General features: G+C 40.2%; 20 protein-coding genes. 6 read left to right on the plus strand and 14 right to left on the minus strand.

What is annotated here, in order from left to right:
• Positions 1-66 precede the first annotated feature (66 nt).
• Together NQT69_RS09385 and NQT69_RS09390 are read left to right on the plus strand one after the other, a co-directional pair.
• Positions 67-957, plus strand: a complete 891-nt coding sequence (locus NQT69_RS09385; RefSeq protein WP_256827395.1) for a LysR family transcriptional regulator — start codon at positions 67-69, stop codon at positions 955-957.
• Between the two features lie 111 nt (positions 958-1,068).
• Positions 1,069-1,689, plus strand: coding sequence for a 2OG-Fe(II) oxygenase (locus NQT69_RS09390; protein ID WP_256827396.1), 621 nt, complete (start codon positions 1,069-1,071; stop codon positions 1,687-1,689).
• A 24-nt stretch (positions 1,690-1,713) separates the two neighbouring features.
• Here NQT69_RS09390 and ubiA read toward each other — a convergent pair whose 3' ends face one another.
• Both ubiA and NQT69_RS09400 read right to left on the minus strand, forming a co-directional pair.
• Positions 1,714-2,592, minus strand: coding sequence for a 4-hydroxybenzoate octaprenyltransferase (ubiA, locus tag NQT69_RS09395; RefSeq protein ID WP_256827397.1), 879 nt, complete (start codon positions 2,590-2,592; stop codon positions 1,714-1,716).
• A complete protein-coding gene (locus NQT69_RS09400; RefSeq protein WP_256827398.1) occupies positions 2,589-3,134 on the minus strand; it encodes a chorismate--pyruvate lyase family protein in 546 nt (181 codons plus the stop codon). The genes ubiA and NQT69_RS09400 overlap by 4 nt, the downstream gene beginning before the upstream one ends.
• Positions 3,135-3,292: 158 nt before the next feature.
• On the opposite strand from NQT69_RS09400, the gene NQT69_RS09405 reads away from it, so the two are divergent.
• A complete protein-coding gene (locus NQT69_RS09405) occupies positions 3,293-3,700 on the plus strand; it encodes a flagellar basal body-associated protein FliL (protein ID WP_256827399.1) in 408 nt (135 codons plus the stop codon).
• On the opposite strand, the gene glpG is transcribed toward NQT69_RS09405, so the two are convergent.
• The 6 genes from glpG to NQT69_RS09435 all read right to left on the minus strand — a co-directional run bounded on the left by glpG (position 3,681) and on the right by NQT69_RS09435 (position 8,959).
• Positions 3,681-4,508: a rhomboid family intramembrane serine protease GlpG gene (glpG, locus tag NQT69_RS09410; RefSeq protein WP_256827400.1), complete on the minus strand. Its 828-nt coding sequence runs from the start codon at positions 4,506-4,508 to the stop codon at positions 3,681-3,683. The genes NQT69_RS09405 and glpG overlap by 20 nt on opposite strands.
• Entirely contained in the window at positions 4,505-4,822 is a 318-nt protein-coding gene (gene glpE / locus NQT69_RS09415; protein WP_099295066.1) for a thiosulfate sulfurtransferase GlpE, read from the minus strand. The genes glpG and glpE overlap by 4 nt, the downstream gene beginning before the upstream one ends.
• A 76-nt stretch (positions 4,823-4,898) precedes the next feature.
• A complete protein-coding gene (gene tdh, locus NQT69_RS09420; protein ID WP_256827401.1) occupies positions 4,899-5,924 on the minus strand; it encodes an L-threonine 3-dehydrogenase in 1,026 nt (341 codons plus the stop codon).
• Positions 5,925-5,976: 52 nt separating this feature from the next.
• Positions 5,977-7,173 (minus strand): glycine C-acetyltransferase, encoded by a 1,197-nt coding sequence (locus tag NQT69_RS09425; protein ID WP_256827402.1) that lies wholly within the window; start codon positions 7,171-7,173, stop codon positions 5,977-5,979.
• Between the two features lie 161 nt (positions 7,174-7,334).
• Positions 7,335-7,883 (minus strand): D-glycero-beta-D-manno-heptose 1,7-bisphosphate 7-phosphatase, encoded by a 549-nt coding sequence (gene gmhB / locus NQT69_RS09430; protein WP_256827403.1) that lies wholly within the window; start codon positions 7,881-7,883, stop codon positions 7,335-7,337.
• A complete protein-coding gene (locus NQT69_RS09435; protein ID WP_256827444.1) occupies positions 7,883-8,959 on the minus strand; it encodes a glycosyltransferase family 9 protein in 1,077 nt (358 codons plus the stop codon). Before NQT69_RS09435 ends, gmhB begins: the two co-directional genes overlap by 1 nt.
• 126 nt (positions 8,960-9,085) lie before the next feature.
• On the opposite strand from NQT69_RS09435, the gene NQT69_RS09440 reads away from it, so the two are divergent.
• On the plus strand, positions 9,086-9,808 hold the full coding sequence (locus tag NQT69_RS09440; RefSeq protein ID WP_256827404.1) for a 3-deoxy-D-manno-octulosonic acid kinase: 723 nt from the start codon (positions 9,086-9,088) through the stop codon (positions 9,806-9,808).
• Here NQT69_RS09440 and hldE read toward each other — a convergent pair whose 3' ends face one another.
• The 3 genes from hldE to NQT69_RS09455 all read right to left on the minus strand — a co-directional run bounded on the left by hldE (position 9,809) and on the right by NQT69_RS09455 (position 13,390).
• Positions 9,809-11,248 (minus strand): bifunctional D-glycero-beta-D-manno-heptose-7-phosphate kinase/D-glycero-beta-D-manno-heptose 1-phosphate adenylyltransferase HldE, encoded by a 1,440-nt coding sequence (hldE, locus tag NQT69_RS09445; RefSeq protein ID WP_256827405.1) that lies wholly within the window; start codon positions 11,246-11,248, stop codon positions 9,809-9,811.
• Positions 11,248-11,838, minus strand: coding sequence for an SIS domain-containing protein (locus NQT69_RS09450; RefSeq protein WP_256827406.1), 591 nt, complete (start codon positions 11,836-11,838; stop codon positions 11,248-11,250). Before NQT69_RS09450 ends, hldE begins: the two co-directional genes overlap by 1 nt.
• A gap of 61 nt (positions 11,839-11,899) precedes the next feature.
• Positions 11,900-13,390 (minus strand): capsule assembly Wzi family protein, encoded by a 1,491-nt coding sequence (locus tag NQT69_RS09455; protein ID WP_256827407.1) that lies wholly within the window; start codon positions 13,388-13,390, stop codon positions 11,900-11,902.
• Positions 13,391-13,543: 153 nt separating this feature from the next.
• Here NQT69_RS09455 and waaA point away from each other — a divergent pair, with 153 nt between their 5' ends.
• Positions 13,544-14,806, plus strand: a complete 1,263-nt coding sequence (gene waaA / locus NQT69_RS09460; protein WP_256827408.1) for a lipid IV(A) 3-deoxy-D-manno-octulosonic acid transferase — start codon at positions 13,544-13,546, stop codon at positions 14,804-14,806.
• A complete protein-coding gene (locus tag NQT69_RS09465; RefSeq protein ID WP_256827409.1) occupies positions 14,803-15,363 on the plus strand; it encodes a DUF1415 domain-containing protein in 561 nt (186 codons plus the stop codon). Before waaA ends, NQT69_RS09465 begins: the two co-directional genes overlap by 4 nt.
• 36 nt (positions 15,364-15,399) lie before the next feature.
• Here the strand turns inward: NQT69_RS09465 and NQT69_RS09470 are convergent, their stop codons facing one another.
• From NQT69_RS09470 to NQT69_RS09480, 3 genes are read right to left on the minus strand one after another with little or no spacing between them, the layout of a single operon-like run.
• Positions 15,400-15,735, minus strand: coding sequence for a YdbL family protein (locus NQT69_RS09470; protein WP_256827410.1), 336 nt, complete (start codon positions 15,733-15,735; stop codon positions 15,400-15,402).
• 9 nt (positions 15,736-15,744) lie between these two features.
• Entirely contained in the window at positions 15,745-15,927 is a 183-nt protein-coding gene (locus NQT69_RS09475; protein WP_087533459.1) for a YnbE family lipoprotein, read from the minus strand.
• Positions 15,920-18,361 (minus strand): YdbH domain-containing protein, encoded by a 2,442-nt coding sequence (locus NQT69_RS09480; protein ID WP_256827411.1) that lies wholly within the window; start codon positions 18,359-18,361, stop codon positions 15,920-15,922. The genes NQT69_RS09475 and NQT69_RS09480 overlap by 8 nt, the downstream gene beginning before the upstream one ends.
• Positions 18,362-18,473: the final 112 nt, after the last annotated feature.

The raw sequence follows: 18,473 nt of genomic DNA on the forward strand, positions 1-18,473 counted from the left end.
CTGTTAAAATTAATTCAATGATTATGTTCGCCATCGAGCGGCTTACTTATACAAAGGACTATAAAAGTGAGATTTGAACAATTAGAACAGTTTGTTGCATTAGGTCAGCTAAGGCACTTTCGTCAGGCTGCTGAAACCACTAAAATTAGTACCTCTGCGTTAACACGAAGCATTCAAACCCTTGAAGATGAAGTTGGTTATGAGCTAGTTAAACGCTCAACACGCTCAGTTAAGCTCACTGCCGAAGGGGAGCTATTTTTAGACTATGCACAAAATACCCTAACGGCTTTAGAAACGACCAAAAAAAGCTTATTTCAATCATTCAATGGCTGCTCAAGTGAGAAGTTAATAATTGGGTATACGACTAAAGCAAGTGCTATTGTTCCTGTATCGTGTGGTCAGTTTTTAGCACAATACCCACATGTTAAGATAGAAATGCAACTACAAGAGCAAAGTGAACTCGTTCGTAAACTACAGTTGGGTGAAATTGATATAAGTGTTTGCTCGCAAGCTGTAAACAGTATAGGTACGGATATCCACTTACCTGATCAGCTCATTCTGTTTGTATCTAAACATCACCCATTAGCTGAAAAAAGTGATATCAGTAAGCAAGACCTTATCGATTACCCTATGTATGGTTGTTTTTCTCAATCCAAACAAGTTCAAACCATGCTCAATGAAGCCATAGACAGTCTAAGTAAAGCATCAAGCATCAAAGTCGGCAGTATCGAGCAAGTAATGGACGGTCTATGTAAATCTAACCACTTTGCGATTGCAAGTATTGAACATGCCAACTCAGTGGCAGAGCACCCAGAATTAGTCCAGTTGAAAACAAATAAAGACTTGGCTCACGAGCAATTAGTTGTGAAAACCAGCCAGCAGATCTCTCCTGGTGAGCACATTAATCAACTTCTATCACTAATAGAAAAGACAGCGCTGTCCTCTGCTAGCGAATAGTATATTTAGAAGCCTGATTCATTCAGGCTTTTTTTACATTAAACTATAAAAAACTCGCTTTAATCTTCTTTTACGCTAAACTGGCGCACCTTCTCGTATTTAGTATATAAAATGAACGCTCATTTCATTTCTGAAATCTATTTAGATGATATTGAAAGCCGTGGCTACACAATTATTCATAATGCAATTACTAAAAGTTTAATCGCAAGCTTAATGCTTGATTGCTACCGCATTAATCCCGAGTTTAGCATCGCAGGTATTGGCCGCAAAAACGATTTGCAGGTTAATAAAAATATCCGTAAAGATAAAACATACTGGTTTGATGGTAGTAGCCAAGCCCAACTGGATTATTTAGCATTAATGGCAGAAATGAGGGTGGTACTTAATCGTAATTTCTTTTTAGGATTATTTGATTATGAATGCCACTATGCAAAGTACCTTACAGGTGACTTTTACAAAAAGCACTATGATGCATTTAAAGGTCGCTCTAATCGCGTTTTTACTACTGTGCTTTATTTAAACACTCCGCAAGCTGGTGGCGAATTAGTCATCTATAAGCCAAAAACAAAGCAAGTCGAAGTATGCATAAAGCCACAGGCTGGCACTTTGGTTATGTTTGAAAGCGAGCGCTTTATGCATGAAGTATTACCTGCAGGTGATGAGCGCTACTCCATAGCCGGATGGTTCAGGATGAATGCCTCTATTAGCGGCGTAATTGATCCGCCGCGCTAGTAAACTAAACACAAGCGATGAAATTTACAAGTTTAGGGGTAAGGACGCCACTAAACCAACGAAAATGACTAAACCAACGTAATGGTTATTTAAAAATGCCTTAAAGCATCTAGCACGTTCACGAGAATGAATCAAAACCTGCTGATAAGCTAAAAACCCAGATGCGACCACTATGCTAAGCCAATACGGTGTATCAAGTTGTTCACTTAGGCCAATATAGCAAAGCAATGCTATAAAACAGCTATTTAAACACAATATGATTGCTCTATCTGCGCGACCAAACAAAATTGCCGTCGATTTTACGCCTATTTTTAAATCATCATCCCTATCTACCATGGCATACATTGTATCGTATGCGACTGTCCAAATAACATTTGCCGTAAACAATAACCAAGCAGTTAAAGGCACCTGGCCGCTTGCCGCCATGAACGCCATTGGAATAGCCCAGCTAAATGCAGCACCTAAAACTACTTGCGGTAAATTTGTATAGCGCTTCATAAACGGATAACTAAACGCAAGTATTAACGCGCCAACAGAGAGTAATATTGTTTGCCCGCTGAGTAACAATACCAATATAAATGCTATGGCTATTAATAGTACAAACAAGCTAAGCGCTTCGCCACTGCTGACAAGCCCAGCAGCCAATGGGCGCTGCGCTGTTCGTTTTACAGAGCCGTCGATGTTACGATCAGCGTAGTCATTGATCACACAGCCTGCACTGCGCATAACAAACACACCCAAACTAAACACAATAAAGTTTAATAAGCTTGGTATGCCGTCACTGGCCAGCCATAGAGCCCAATATGTTGGCCATAACAAGAGAAGCGTGCCAATTGGTTTATCGGTACGCATTAATTGTTTGTAATATGGGATGTTGACAGTCTTTAACGCGGCTAATCTCATTGGTATATAAATGCCTTAGGTAAAAATACTTCACATACTAGAAAACGGCTGTGTGCTAATGAAAACACACTACGGCGAGCCCATAAAGGTTTAATACTTTGTGCAGGTTGCTCAATTAGCTGTTGCACTGCATGATGACAGTCAAAACGCGCAATTTCTATCTCTGTACGCTTTAATTCAGGGTGCTGAAAAATCACATCTCCTAATGGTTTATCACCGAGTTCAAGCAACTTCTGCTGTTGCATGTTTTGCGTTACCGGTAACCAGCTTTGCGCATAAACCATAGGTTCACCATTACACCAAAGTAACACTTCACGGTTAATACCTTCCGATAAATGGCAATCAAGTAATTGCTGCTGCTGTGGGCTTAAATTGAAACGCTTTTCACTCAATACTTGAACTGAGAAATCACGACCATGGCGCTTTAACTTAGCCGTAAGAGAGTTTGGTTCAAGCAACCAATTTTGCTCTTGCTGTGAAAGTGTTGTAACTGTGTTACCACGTTGCCAGCTAGCTGTCAGGGAGAGAGGAAATGTAATCACAATAGCTCTATTTAATAAAAACCGTGCAAATGATAACACTGCCTAAGCTATGGAAAAAGTAATTGAAGATATTCAATAACAAATAGCCCTTTCAGCCTGTATATTAATCAGTATTACGTATAAACTGGTAGCATGAAATATGAATTACTCTACTCAATATGAAAAAAACGCTTTACTCAGGCATTTTAATAATTACATTATCATTTAGCTTACTAGCCAGCTTTACCAGCCGTGCAGAATCTACCGTGGGTTACTTTGGCTTTGAGCCTGACATCATTGCAAATTACATCGCGCAGAATAATAAGAAATTAGGATATGTTCGCGTGACTGTAGATTTAATGCTTACCGATATGGCTAATATTGCCGTAGTAGAGCACCACACTCCGCTATTACGCGATGCCTTAGTAGAAATTTTATCAAAAGAGCCTGAAGAAAATATCAAGTCACTAACAGGTCGAGAAGAAATTCGTAAACGCTGTGCAGAGCGATTAAAAACCCTGCTTAAACAAGAAACAGGGCAAGAAATCATTCGCGAAGTATTATTTACTAAATACCTTTATCACTAGTTTTAAAAAGCTGCGCGGTATAGGCATAAGCCATGCCGCTAAGTAAACCACCTAGATGCGCCCAATTAGCCATATTCACAGGTAGCATATTGGCAAACCCTAATATAACCCAAATAAGCATAAAACCAATGACTGCGTTACTCACCAAAGCAGGCTGTTGCGGATTGAGCGCTCTGTAAATCCAACAGTAACCCAGCAAACCATAAACTACGCCACTCAAACCACCAAAATTAGGGCCTATCATTAAATACTCACCCCAATTACTAAACAAAGCCGTTACTATAAACAACCCAATTAAAGTGCTTTTACCAGCAAGCTTTTCAATACCATCACCTAACGAAATCCACCAGATAATATTAAAAATTAAATGAATCGCACTAAAGTGCACTATCGCAGGCGTCAACCACGTGAGGGGTTGATTAGGATTAAATTGTAATACACCATAAATTGACTCAAAACCACCGAGTAAAAAGGCAACATAAATTCCTATACATAATAAGGTGACGGTTTGATTGAGCCAGCTGAGAGCCTTAAATCGCTCTTTTAAATTAAGTGACTGACCTTGGTAACTAAGAGCAGATTGCGTGTTACCAACTTGCCATGATGCATCTTGATAGCGTGCATGATTGGGGTTTTCAACAAACGCTTGCCACAAAGGTTGAGCTTGGTGAAAATGCTCAGGGGCAATACAAATAATCACATTTTGACCGTCACTTGAGCGTAACTCACCACTTAGCCCTTGGCTTTTTATGTAGTCGATAAAACCTTGCGCCGCACGTGGATTATTAATACTGCCAAGCTCTATCATTTTTCAACTAGCTCCGGTAATTGCACTTCCCACTGTGTAAAACCACCATCCATGCTATACACGTCTTCAAACCCCTGCTCTGATAAGTAGTTAGCAGCACCTTGGGAGCTCATTCCGTGATAGCAAACAATAATGATTGGCTGATCAAACTCTTTATTCATCATAAATTCGCCAATATTCGTATTCGACAAGTGCTCAGAGCCGGGAATGTGGCCTGCTTGATATGAATTAGGATCACGAATATCTGCAATCACCACGTCTTCTTTATTAAGTAACTCTTGAGTTTGGGCGATTGAAATATGTTTAAATGCCATTGCTGCCTCTTAAAATAATACTTTTTAACTGATAAAAAAGGCGGCTATAAGGCCGCCTTCTTCCATATTAGAAAAGTTAGTCCCAATTAAGGATAACTTTACCTGATTGGCCTGAAATCATCATATCAAAGCCTGCTTGGAAGTCATCCACTGAATACTGATGAGTAATGATTGGGTCTAAATCTAACCCTGATTGAATAAGACTGGCCATTTTATACCAGGTCTCAAACATTTCACGACCGTAAATACCTTTGATCACTAAACCTTTAAAAATAACTTGGTTCCAATCAACCGCCATATCTGATGGTGGAATACCGAGCATGGCAATTTTACCACCATGGTTCATATTATTTAGCATGGCATTAAATGCCGATGGCACGCCTGACATTTCAAGACCAATATCAAACCCTTCGGTCATACCAAGGTCGGTCATTACATCTTCTAGCTTTTCGTTGGCAACATTTACAGCGCGAGTAGCACCCATTTTGCGGGCTAACTCCAAGCGATACTCATTTACATCAGTGATTACTACGTGGCGAGCACCTACGTGCTTAGCAACTGCTGCAGCCATGATACCAATTGGACCTGCACCAGTGATTAGCACGTCTTCACCCACTAAATCGAACGACAACGCAGTATGAACAGCGTTACCAAACGGGTCGAAAATTGATGCCAACTCGTCGCTAATATTATCAGGAATTTTAAATGCATTAAAAGCAGGGATCACTAAATACTCAGCGAATGCGCCTTCTCTATTTACACCGACACCTGTGGTATTACGGCATAAATGTACACGTCCAGCTCGACAGTTACGACAATGACCACAGGTAATATGACCCTCACCAGAAACGCGATCACCGACATTAAAGCCGCGTACTTCTTGGCCCATATCGACTACTTCGCCGACATACTCATGACCCACAACCATAGGGGTTGGGATAGTGTTTTTTGCCCACTCATCCCATTTATAAATATGTACGTCGGTACCACAAATAGCCGTTTTACGAATTTTGATTAATAAATCGTTATGGCCTACTTCAGGCTTAGGTGCATCTGTCATCCAAATGCCCGGTTCTGCTTTTAATTTTGATAATGCTTTCATGATCACACACTCAATAAAAACCGCGATAACATCACGGCTTTAAAATAATTAATTAGATAACACCCATTTCTTTACCAATGCGGGTAAAGGCAGCAATTGCAGTATCTAGTTGTTCAATACTATGCGCCGCTGAGATTTGTGTACGGATACGAGCTTGGCCTTTTGGTACAACCGGAAAAGAGAACCCCGTGACATAAATACCTTCAGCAAGGAGTTTGTCAGCCATAGCTGAGGCAACTTTTGCGTCTCCTAGCATAACAGGGATGATCGCGTGGTCTTTACCTGCACAGGTAAAACCAACGGCTTCCATTTGCTCACGGAAATACTTAGCATTTGACCACAATTTAGCACGCAGCTCACTGCCATCAGCTAGCATTTCAAGCACTTTAATTGAGGCTGTAACAATTGAAGGAGCAAGTGAATTTGAGAATAAATAAGGACGCGAGCGTTGACGTAACCATTCAACAATTTCTTTTTTACCTGAAGTATAACCACCGGATGCACCACCCAATGCTTTACCTAAAGTACCTGTAATTATATCAACGCGATCTAACACACCGCAGTACTCTGGTGTGCCTTTGCCGTTTTCGCCGACAAAACCCACAGCGTGCGAGTCATCAACCATCACTAATGCATCATATTTATCTGCTAAATCACAAAGCGCTTCTAAATTACAAATGACTCCATCCATTGAGAACACGCCATCTGTTGCGATGAGCTTAGTTTTAACACCCGCCTCATCCGCTGCAATTAATTGCTTTTCAAGATCTGCCATATCGTTGTTAGCATAACGGAAACGTTTGGCTTTACATAAACGCACACCATCAATGATTGAAGCATGGTTTAAAGAATCTGAGATGATAGCGTCTTCTGGGCCTAAGATAGTTTCAAATAAGCCTGCATTGGCATCAAAACAAGATGAATATAAAATCGTGTCTTCGGTTTCAAGAAACTCACTAATTTTTTGTTCAAGTGTTTTATGAATGTCTTGCGTACCACAGATAAAACGTACTGATGCAACTCCAAAACCATGCTCATCAAGACCATGTTGTGCGGCAGCAATTAGCTCAGGGCTGTTAGCTAAGCCTAAGTAGTTATTGGCACAAAAGTTAATAACTTTGTCACCAGAGGCAACTTGAATTTGTGCTTGTTGTTGCGAGGTGATCACTCGCTCACTTTTATATAGGCCTTCGGCTTTTACTTCATCAATTTGCTGCTGAAGCTGGCTAAAAAACGCAGATGCTCTCATCTGAAATCTCCAAATAATTGAACGGGTAATCAAGCGTTAGTTTTATCGCTGATCACATATTGGGACTATTGTAAAAGTTTAGCCAACTAAATGCACTGTTTGTAGTTCATCGCACATATTGGGGGTGACAACTTATGTTGCCTATTTACACATTATCCTAGTTATAAAAGTATGGCGGGTAAAGCCGCTAACGAGTCACAAATATGATCTGCCGCATCGATAGCTTGGCTATCAAACGCTTGTCCTGAGCGTACAAGCACTTTAGTTGCAATATTCGCGTTACTCGCAGCTTGCATATCACTGAGCTTATCTCCCACCATAATGCTTTGCGAAGCATCTATATGGTGCTCATAAATACCTTGTAGCAGCATTCCGGGGGCAGGTTTACGACAATCGCACTCTTTTAAATATCTAGGTAATGCTTTTTTCGGGTGGTGAGGGCAAAAGTAAACCCCACTGACGGTAACATCACGCTTGTCAAACTGCCCTATAAGCCAATCTGTAAGTGCATGAAAATCAGCCTCAGTGTAATAACCTCGCCCAATGCCAGATTGGTTTGTCACAATAATGAGTTTATAGCCCGCATCGACAAACGCCTTACAGGCAGAAAATACGCCGTCGACAAATTCAAACTTCTCAGGTTCATAGACATAACCATGATCAACATTAACAACACCATCACGGTCTAAAAACAGCGCTTTATTTGACATTAACTAACCTTACCTGTCAGCAGTTGCTCTTTTTTAACAACCAAATCAAACATTAAAGTGACGTCTGTAACCGTTATTTGACTCATTAAATCCCCCCCCTTAATCCGTGTCCCCCAAGCTACTTGCTCTGCTGTTTTTCCGGTTTGCTTGAGTAAGTTTTGGTGATAAACCTCAACCACATAATCTTGATACAAGTAAGGCCCTGTGCGTTTTGGGTTTGAATGAGCATATAAACCTAAAACCGGTGTGCCAACGGTTACCGCCATATGAGCAGGTCCCGTATCAGGTGCTAAAACCAATGAAGCCCGATTAAGAACGCACAACAATTCTTTAAGTTTTGTTTTTCCAACTAAGTTTAAGATAGGTGCGTTAGCGTAGCTAATAATTTGCTCACTCAGCTCAATTTCAAGTTCAGTTGGACCACCAGTAATCACAACTCGAAATCCTTGGCTATGAGCATGTTCTGCAAGGGCAGCATATCGCTCAGGTAACCAATTGCGCTCTTTTTTACTCGCAGCTGGCGATATCACAAAAATAGGACTGGCAAGACGTTCAGCCCCGAGTAACTCATCAGCTACGGTTTGATCTTGTTCTGTCACCGGCATAGCCCAACTAGGTTCATAGTCAGGTACACCTATCGCTTTTGCAAACCCTTTAAAACCTTCAAGCACATGTGCTTGCGTCTGTGCCGCGATGCGCTTATTGATAAATAGGCTGTGAAATTCTTTAGCGCGCGCCCAATCAAACCCGACTTTAACCTTTGCTGGAATACAGCGTGCCACAAGATTCGCGCGTAAAGCGACTTGCATGTGTAAGAGCACATCAAACTTGCGACCTTTAAATTGTTGTTTTAGTTGTTCAAATGCTTGCTTGCCCTGCTTTTTATCAAAAACAACCAGCTCTACACCTGGCAGGTCAGCAAGCAACATAGCCTCTACCTTTCCTATAACCCATGTAATCTTAGCGTTTGGTTGTGCTTTTTGAATTGCTTGTACCGCGGAAACTGCATGACATACATCTCCAATTGCTGAAAGTCGTAAAATACAGATATCTGAATAGTTTGCAGTCTGGCTCACAGGCATTATTCACTTTATTAACTAGTTAGTGTGATCTTAAATCAACCTCCCACTATTGCAAGTACTTATGCTTACCTTTAAAACACGTTAAGATAGCGATATCACTTGCAATAAAGTAAATAAGCCATGTTTAATCAACAAACAATCAATCAACACATCATATTGAGCCACCCAGAGTACAGTGCTCAAATTAGCTTAAATTGGTTTGATGCTGAATATTGGCAACAGCAAAAAAAAATAGTCGGTAGTAAAAAAGGCCGAGCTACCGCATGGTTTTTTTGTCATAACGAGTTAACGGCAGTGCTCAGACATTATTGGCGTGGCGGCTTAGTAGGTAAATTTTTAAGCGATCAGTACTTATACATTGGCCTTGAAAAAACTCGCGTTTTCCAAGAGTTTGCTTTAATGATGCAGCTTTGTGAAATGGGTCTAAACGTGCCCAAACCTATAACCGCAAAGGTGACAAAACACGGTTTAATCTACCGCGGAGATATTATCACTCAAGCAATAGAGGGTGCACAAAGTTTACTTGATGTACTGAAAAAACGCGCTTTAACAGCTGATGAGTTAATAAAAATAGGTAACACTATAGCGCAGTTCCACAGCAGTGGTGTTTATCATGCAGATTTGAATATAAATAACATATTATTCGACAGCACAGGCGCTGTGTATATTATTGATTTCGATAGAGGTGAAATAAAACCCGTTCAAGAGCAATGGCAGCAAGCGAATATATCGCGCTTACTACGCTCATTTGAAAAAGAGCTTGATCGCAACCCAGTAATGCATTGGCAGAAAAGTGACTGGCAGCAGCTACACGCAACTTACCAGTCAGCTCTAAAGGTATAGTTAAGCTTTAATTTTGCTGATCACTTTAGAAGTTGAACAACCGTCTAAAAACTCCAGCACTTCGACCTTACCACCGTGGCGTAATACGTGTTCAGCACCCGCGATTTGCTCAACGGTGTAATCCCCGCCTTTAACCAAAATATCAGGGCTGATCTTTTCAATTAATTTTGCCGGCGTGTCATTTTCATCAATGCTGCCAAACGGAATAACCCAATCGACAGAAGCTAATGCACTCAATACCATTGCACGCTCATCAAGTGGGTTAATAGGTCTTTCTGGACCTTTCAAACGCGCAATAGACTCGTCATTATTTAAACCAACAACTAAACGGTCGCCCCGAGCTTTTGCTTGCGCTAAGTAACGGACATGACCAGCATGTAAAATATCAAAACAACCATTAGTGAATACAATTGTTTCACCATTTTGTTTTGCAAACTCTATATGCTGCAATACATCATCAAATGGTGTTTGATAATGCTCGCCATTTTTTTGTAAATATTGACCCAACTTACGACTTAATTCTTCTGGTGACACGGTTGCAGCGCCAAGCTTACTAACCGCAATGCCAGCAGCAAGATTTGCAATTTCTACCGCATCTTTTGGCTGCATACCGGCTCCAAGCATTACTGCTAACGTTGCAATAACAGTATCGCCCGCGCCTGTGACATCGCTTACTTCAAGTTGCTGTGCAGAGTAGTCATATTTTTCATCGACACTTATCAAAGACATACCTTGCTCAGAGCGAGTCAATAGCATTGCCGCTATACCCGCATCTTTAATTAGTTGTCTAGCACTATCCGTTAGACTTTGCTCTGAATCGGTTTGACCACCAGCAAGTTTAAACTCGTTTAAGTTAGGGGTAATATAATCAGCACCACGATACTGACTTAAATCTGATGATTTAGGGTCAATTAGTACCGTCTTGCCCGCAGCTTTTACGACTTGTATCATTTTTTGAATCAGGCTCAACGAGCCTTTATCATAATCAGAAAACAACACAAAATCATATTGCTCTAATACAAGCTCTAAGCGGTTTAATAGCAGCTGACTATGTTGCGATGTAAACTTTTCTTCTAAATCTAATCGCACAACTTGCTGGTGTCGACTAATAACACGCATTTTTGAAATCGTAGGTAAGTCACACACACTAACAAGCTGTGAATCTATACTCTCATCATTTAAGATATTTTCGAGAATTTGCCCGCTTTCATCTTCACCAATTAAACCCAGTAGACCAACCTTACCATCTAATCGGGCTATATTTTTAGCTACATTTGCAGCGCCACCGGCTTTGTCTTCAAATTTGCTCACTTTCACAATTGGCACCGGCGCTTCTGGCGATATACGCCCTGAATCGCCATGCCAGTACCTATCCAGCATAACATCGCCAACAACGAGTATCTTCGCGTTAGATAGATTTTTAAGTAGCCCTAGATCCATTATTCTTGCTCCGCTACAACCATATCAATGGCTTCGCATAACCAATGGCCAATAAACATGTGCGCCTCTTGGATACGTGCAGTTTCATTATCTTTAATAATAATGGGTAATTTCGCAATATCTTTTACTTTACCACCATCACGACCTGTTAAAGCAACAGTGTAAGCACCTATTTCATTTGCAGCTGCCAATGCCAAGTTAATATTAGCGCTGGTACCTGATGTCGTTAAGCCAATCACTAAATCTTCTGGTTTACATAACGCCTGCACTTGACGCTCAAACACAGTATCAAAATGATAGTCATTGCTATGCGCCGTCAAAATCGAAGTGTCTGTTGTCAGTGCAATGGATGCCAAAGGGCCACGCTCTAATTTATAACGCACAACAAACTCTGCAGCTAAATGCTGAGCATCAGCTGCACTTCCCCCATTACCAAACCACACGACTTTACCACCGGCTTGCAATACGCTATGACACACTTCAAGTAACTGCATCACTTGTGGGTGATACGTTTCCATTGCTTCAAACAAAGCTTGATGACGTGTTAAGCTTTCAAGGTAGCTATCTGCTACTGAGTCAGTGTTAGACATAATTGTTTCTCTCAAATTTGTTACGGTATTTTAATTACTTAAAGATATTTAAGACCATTAATTACCAAAAAAGTGCTACGGATAACCAAGTATAATCATCACCGAATACATCTTTACCGTAAGTCAGTGTGGTTTCAATATTGTAATCTTGCCATTGGCGGTTATTACTAATTTGTAGCTCTATGGCTTTTTCATAATTCGCCGTCGTTTGACCAAGTTCATTTAAATAATTACTTTCATTTTCAATGCTGGTTATTTTTGCGCGCCAAAGAGAACTGTAATTATCATTATACACAAGTTCAACAGAGTGTACTTGTGTAGGAGGCGCATCTGCATACACACTCGAAACACTGTCAGCATGCTGTTCCAAATAACGTTGATCAGCGGCAAAATGACCCGTACTAAACCCATCTTTAGTATTCCCGTAAACAGGGTAAACTGCATTTACATACCAAAGGCTATGCATATTGGTATATTCATACCTAAATGATAATGCTTTGGTCAATTGAGGTAAAAATAAGCCTACATTCGCGACCGTATTCCCAAACTGATAATTCTTATGATTTTTAGTATCTTCTCCGCCATACTCGAAGTAAAACTCCGCAGGCATCCCCCAATTAAAGTTTATGCTATTTGTGATAGTGACATATTGATCACCTAACTCATTATCCCTACCACCTTCAACCATGGCTGCGTTATCGTTGCCTGCAGGATCAAAAAACGCTTTAACAACATCAGAAAAGTCAACTTCACGGGGGCCACCACCAAACTGCATCATACGGTTTAAGCCAATTTTCCAGCCTGTTACTGGCTCGATACTAATATGTGTTCCTGCGAGTTTTGGCGTTCCATCATGCAATTCATCTTGATATAAAATGCCTTTTTCTACATGTTCAAGCTCAGAGTAATAAAGCTCAAAATCAAAGTTCCACCAGTTATGTGCTGGTGCCACCATACCTAACGAAATAGATGGCGAGGTACGCGCATTTGTTGAAATAATTTGTGCTGATTGCTTAAAAGGCGAAAACCAATGTTCTTTATAGCCAATATTTAGCTGTAGGTCGTCACCGGCAAAACTAATAAAACTATTATAGTTGGTAAATTTATTTTGATTAGCGCGGTAATCAGCGCCAACTTGCATCAACATATAATCGTTCGGTCGCCAAATACCTTCAAAAAACACCTGCCCCCATTCATCAGAGCTAACTCCACGTTGATTGGCAAGCTTTACACTTTTATCACCATCAACCCGTAACTTAACACCAACGCGGGTGATATTATCAGTGCCTTGGTAAGGTTTTATTTTTGCACGTATTGCACTTACTAGAGCAGGCTCGGTACTTTGTAACTGATTAAGTGCCGCATTTACCTCAGTGAGACGGTAAGGCTTTGCCATCGGCGTACCCGATGTAAGCGCAAATAAGGTATCAAGTTGGTGATCAAGTTGTGCATCCATGCCTATTGGTAAATATGCGGTGGGGCTTGCAAGAGCGGGAAATGTGCCCGTTAAAAAACTGGCTACTAGCGCTGCTTTTATAAATTTGAATTCCATAACATCACAAGTTTTCTAATAAGTGGCCAAATATTACCAAATAAGGGCAAACTAAACACTGAAAACTCTCTCTAATAACGCTTTTTAACAATTTCATATTTAGCTTATTAGATATCCACGTTATTATTACCCTTTATTAATTGAGGCTTAAAAATGGCACGTTTTTGTTATTCGCTTATTCTTTATTTATTAAGCCCACTGATTGTTTTTTACCTGTATGGAATAAGGGGTAAAAAAAATCCTGCGTATCGTCATCACTTTGCTGAGCGTTTTGGCTTAGTGGCAACGCAAGGGATCTCTCCATTACTTATACATTGCGCCTCAGTGGGTGAGGTACTTGCTGCTACGCCATTAATAAAACAACTACAATTAAAGCATCCAAATTTAGCAATTACTGTCACTTGCAACACGCCAACAGGTCGCGAACAAATTATCAATAACTTTAAGAATTCGGTGCAAGCACTTTACTTGCCGCTCGATTTTCCATTGGCAACGGCCCGCTTTTTAAAGCGTATAAAACCACAAGCACTGTGTATTTTAGAAACTGAACTTTGGCCAAACTTAATGGCACAGTGCCATAACAGAAACATTCCTGTACTTGTATTAAATGCGCGTTTATCAGCTAAATCACAACAAGGGTATAACAAAGTAAAACCTTTAACGAATGTCATTATGAGTTCAATTACCAGCCTTGCCAGCCACAACCAACAAGATGCCCAACGTTTTATTGAGCTAGGGCTTGCAACTGAAAAAGTAAATGTGACGGGATCGATTAAATTTGATATTCAACCCAATACAGCCCAGCAAGATAAAGTGAGCAGGTTGAAGACTCAATATAATCAGCAGCGCTTTATTTGGGTCGCGGGGTCTACACACCCTATTGAACATGAACTTATTTTAAATGTTCACCAACGTTTACTGAAAAAAGTGCCGGATGCATTACTTGTTATAGCTCCCCGCCACCCAGAACAATTTAATAACGTTGCCGACCTACTCACTGATTCAGCTCTAACATTTAGCCGCAGGAGCGAAGATAATTATACTACTGAGCAAGTATTGTTAGCTGATACCCTAGGAGAATTACAGTGCCTCTATGGTATGGCTAATGTGAGTTATATCGGAGGCAGTTTAATTGAACGTGGTGGTCATAACCCACTCGAAGCAGCTGCATTTTCTGTAGGGGCATTAACCGGTCCGCACACCTATAATTTTAATCATGTTTACCCAGAACTAGTAGCGCTTGGGGGCTGTAAGCAAGTTAAAAATAGCGACGAACTCTACAAACAACTTTGCCTATATGAAAACGAACCAGAATTATGTAAAGCACTAGGCATACAAGCCAATAAATGCCTACTCCACAACCAAGGCGCTATTGCGCGAACAATTTCTATCATTAATCAGTATATTAAATTATGAATAATCAAACCGTCTCAGTAGCTGAGTTACAAACTCGTCAATGGGTGTCAAATGTGATAGTAAAATATAACTTTTGCCCATTTGCACGAAAAGAAGTTGAAAACAATTGTATTCATTACTATACCAGCCAAAGTGTCAGCATCGATGATGCGGTGATGGAAATGCTTGAACAGTGTAATCAACTTAATTCCTTAGCTGAGCGCGAAACAACACTTATCATGTTTGAGCAAGGCTTTATTGATTTTGAGGAGTTTTTAGATTTAGTTGATTTAGCAAATGCACTGCTAGTCGCACAGGGGTTTGAAGGAAAGTACCAAATAGCGAACTTTCATCCTGATTATGTATTTGCTGATAGCGATGAAAGCGATGCGGCAAATTACACAAATAGGTCGCCTTTCCCCACTTTGCATTTAATACGTGAAGCCAGTATGAGCGCAGCGTTAGATGAATATAATGAGCCAGAGTCAATCCCTGAACACAATATCAATTTAGCGCGCCGTAAAGGCATCGATTTCTGGCAAGCCTTATTAGAGAACTGTAAAAAACCGAGCATGTAAGCTCGGTTTTTAATGTCCTTAAGTAATACACTGAGTCTATTTTTTAACCCACTCACCATTTACTTCAACAAAGTGCCCAGCTTGGGTTTTTTCAATGGTTTTTGCTGCTGCCAATGCCTCTACTTGAGCAAGCGACAAATTGTTCTTTTTCGCCAATTTTAAATACTGCGCTTTACGTTTAGCGTTTATTTTATCAACAATGGATTTAGCGTCTGCATTTTGTACCACTAAACCTAAATAACCTGAACTATCTTCACCAACAAGTCCTTGTTTTTTAGCATCATCTAACGTGATTGCCCACGCAGAAAAAGAAAAACACAGTACGGTTAAAAACGTGATCACGTTTAACTTTTTATTATTAAATAAACTCATCATTGCTCCTTAGAATAATTCACTGTCATCGCCAAATAAATCATCAAGTTCTTTATCAACTTTTACACGAATTTCATGATCAACTTTAACATTCAGGTTAATAGTGATCGGCTCTTTCGCCGCCACTTCAACACGGTGCGTACATGCACTAAGTAAACCCAGCGCTGTAAGTATTACCAGCCATTTAGTCATTTTCAGTTCCTTTTGTTGAATACTCTTGTTCAACTTTTTGAGTGATTTCGTCACTTAACCGCAGCGCTCTCAATAATGTAAACACATTTTCTTCATGGTTGTAATTAAAATTAACTTGCTGCGCTTGCGCCTCATTGTAACCTTCTAGGTTAACACCTAAATATAGCCAACCATCTGGCTTTAAATCGACACTACTTTTTAAACCTTGAATGTCTAAGTCTTCCAATAAGCTTAAAATAGGGCTCAGCTCTTGTTGCTGTGCTTTAACTGCATCAAAAGCAGCATTATCAGCAATAATTAGTTTACCTGTTCCTTGGTTTGATAACTCACCCGACTTTACTGAAACACCTTGTTGATCAAAGTAAACAGGCAAACGGCCATTCACTCGACCAGTTAATGTGATTCCTGATTTATCATCTAAGGTAATTAATTTACTGGCATCAATGTTTTCAAATGTGACCAGAGACTGCTGAGCCTCTTTGGTCACTTTGTAGCTATCCAAAGCGAAGCGACCACCTAACACATCACCGGTTAATTGATAAATGCGTGCAACAGAGTTATCAACGCTTAAATTACCTGTCATGTTACTCACAACAGCACCTGCACGTAACTCATTTAGTTCAAATGTAGTGGGAGCCACATTAAGCTGACCTGAATCATAACTACCGGTTAGGTGGCTGCTAAAATGCTTCGCTAAATAATCGTTATATAAGCCACTTAGCTGCTCTACTTGTAATGTAAAGTCTGCCTGCTGTAAATTCACATCTCCGCGAACAACGCCATTAAAGCTACCGTCGGTCAGCGTTGCTAGTGGCTCAAACTGCTGTAAAACAGGGTTAAGTTTAGTCACCGCTTGCTCTGCAATTGTTATCTCAAATGGATGCTCCACAGCAGATACATTGTGACTAGCTACCAATTCGATACCATCAATAAATACATGATGTGAGGCTTGCAACGCCCGGCTTTGCAGCCCTTTTGAGCTTATGCGAATATTACTCAGGTTTAAAAAATCACTGTTAAATTGAGTAAGTTTAGTTTCACTGTTTAAATCCACAAATAATTCGCCAACAGCCAAACTAGAAGATGCTGATAATTGATTGTTTACCCCAAGCACTTGATATTGATCATAAGTAACTGAGCGTAATTGGCTATTTAAACTTGCGTTTATATTTTGTTTATCATCAAGTTCAGTCGTGAACTGTGCCTTGTAATCCTTTACAGTTAATTTATCAAACTTAAGCTCAGCAAAAGCAATCTCGCTGGTTATATTCGCATTTTGCTGAAGTTGTAAAACATTCGCTATTTTAAATTGACCCGTGCTTGTTAACTTTTGAGCTGATGCGGGTAAAAAATCAGGCAGTTCATCAAAGATTAATTGGTAATCCCCATTCATAGCCAAATTATTTAAAGCTGCATTTACTGCTATATGTTCAATGTCTTCACTGATAAACAACAGCTTAATATCACCTTTGACTTGCTCTAATGGCTGCTGAATATTGATTGCTAGGTTAGTCAGGCTGAGCTTCGTTTCACTATTTTTAGCGTTTAATAACATTGACGGCATAACGAGTTTTTCGTTTTCAAACTCTAGCGTATCGCTCAGCACCAGTTGCCACTTTAAAGGCAGTTGCTTAGCTATAAATTCACGCTGTGCTGGATTATTTACTAGCGCCAAACAGTCACTGTCAAACATTACCAAACTCGTTAATTGCTGCGCATTTAACGACGCTTTTCTATCGTTTAAATGGTAGTAAGTATTTACATCACCGAAAGCATTTACCGTCACAAAGCATTGACTTAATTGTTGAGTAAACTTAGCGTCTATATTTGACTTTATATCAACGGATAATCCGTCAAAGGTGAACTCATGCTCACTGCTTAGTGTAAGCGCGGGTATCGGCTTTATCTTTTTTAGTAACCCATCAGCTAGATTAAAACGGCCTGTAACTTTATGATTTTTGACTGCTACCTTGGCTGTAACATCACCTGAAATCACCAATGTATTTAGCTTTTCTTCAACAATGCTAACCGCCAGTTCATCATGAAGTTGCGGGTGGGTAATTAGCAGCCTTTTGATCTCAATTTTCGGGCGCTGCTTGGGTAAGTTAAGTGCCAGCTTTTTGAAGGGGTCATTACTTGATGAGTCACTCTCGCTATCATTTAAGCGAAGATTAGCGCGGCCTACAGTTATTTTTTGGGTATCAGCTACTATGCCGCCAAGCTCAATTTGATGACCTTGATAAGTCAGACATAATCGGCTTACATCTAAGCTAATATTTGAATTTAGTGACCAATCTAAACAATGTAATTCAGCGCCTGATTGGCTCAAAGACGGGGCTATAGCCCATTGAGTGATAGGCATACGAAATACATAACCCAGTGTTAAAACACTCAGCAATAAAAACACGATTCCCCATGCGATGCGTTTGATCATACTATCCTTAACTTGAACCTTGAACCTTGAACCTTGAACCTTGAACCTTGAACCTTGAACCTTGAACCTTGAACCTTGAACCTTGAACCTTGAACAGTGTAGACAAAAAAGG

Source organism: Pseudoalteromonas shioyasakiensis (assembly GCF_024518675.1).
GTDB lineage: Bacteria > Pseudomonadota > Gammaproteobacteria > Enterobacterales > Alteromonadaceae > Pseudoalteromonas > Pseudoalteromonas shioyasakiensis_B.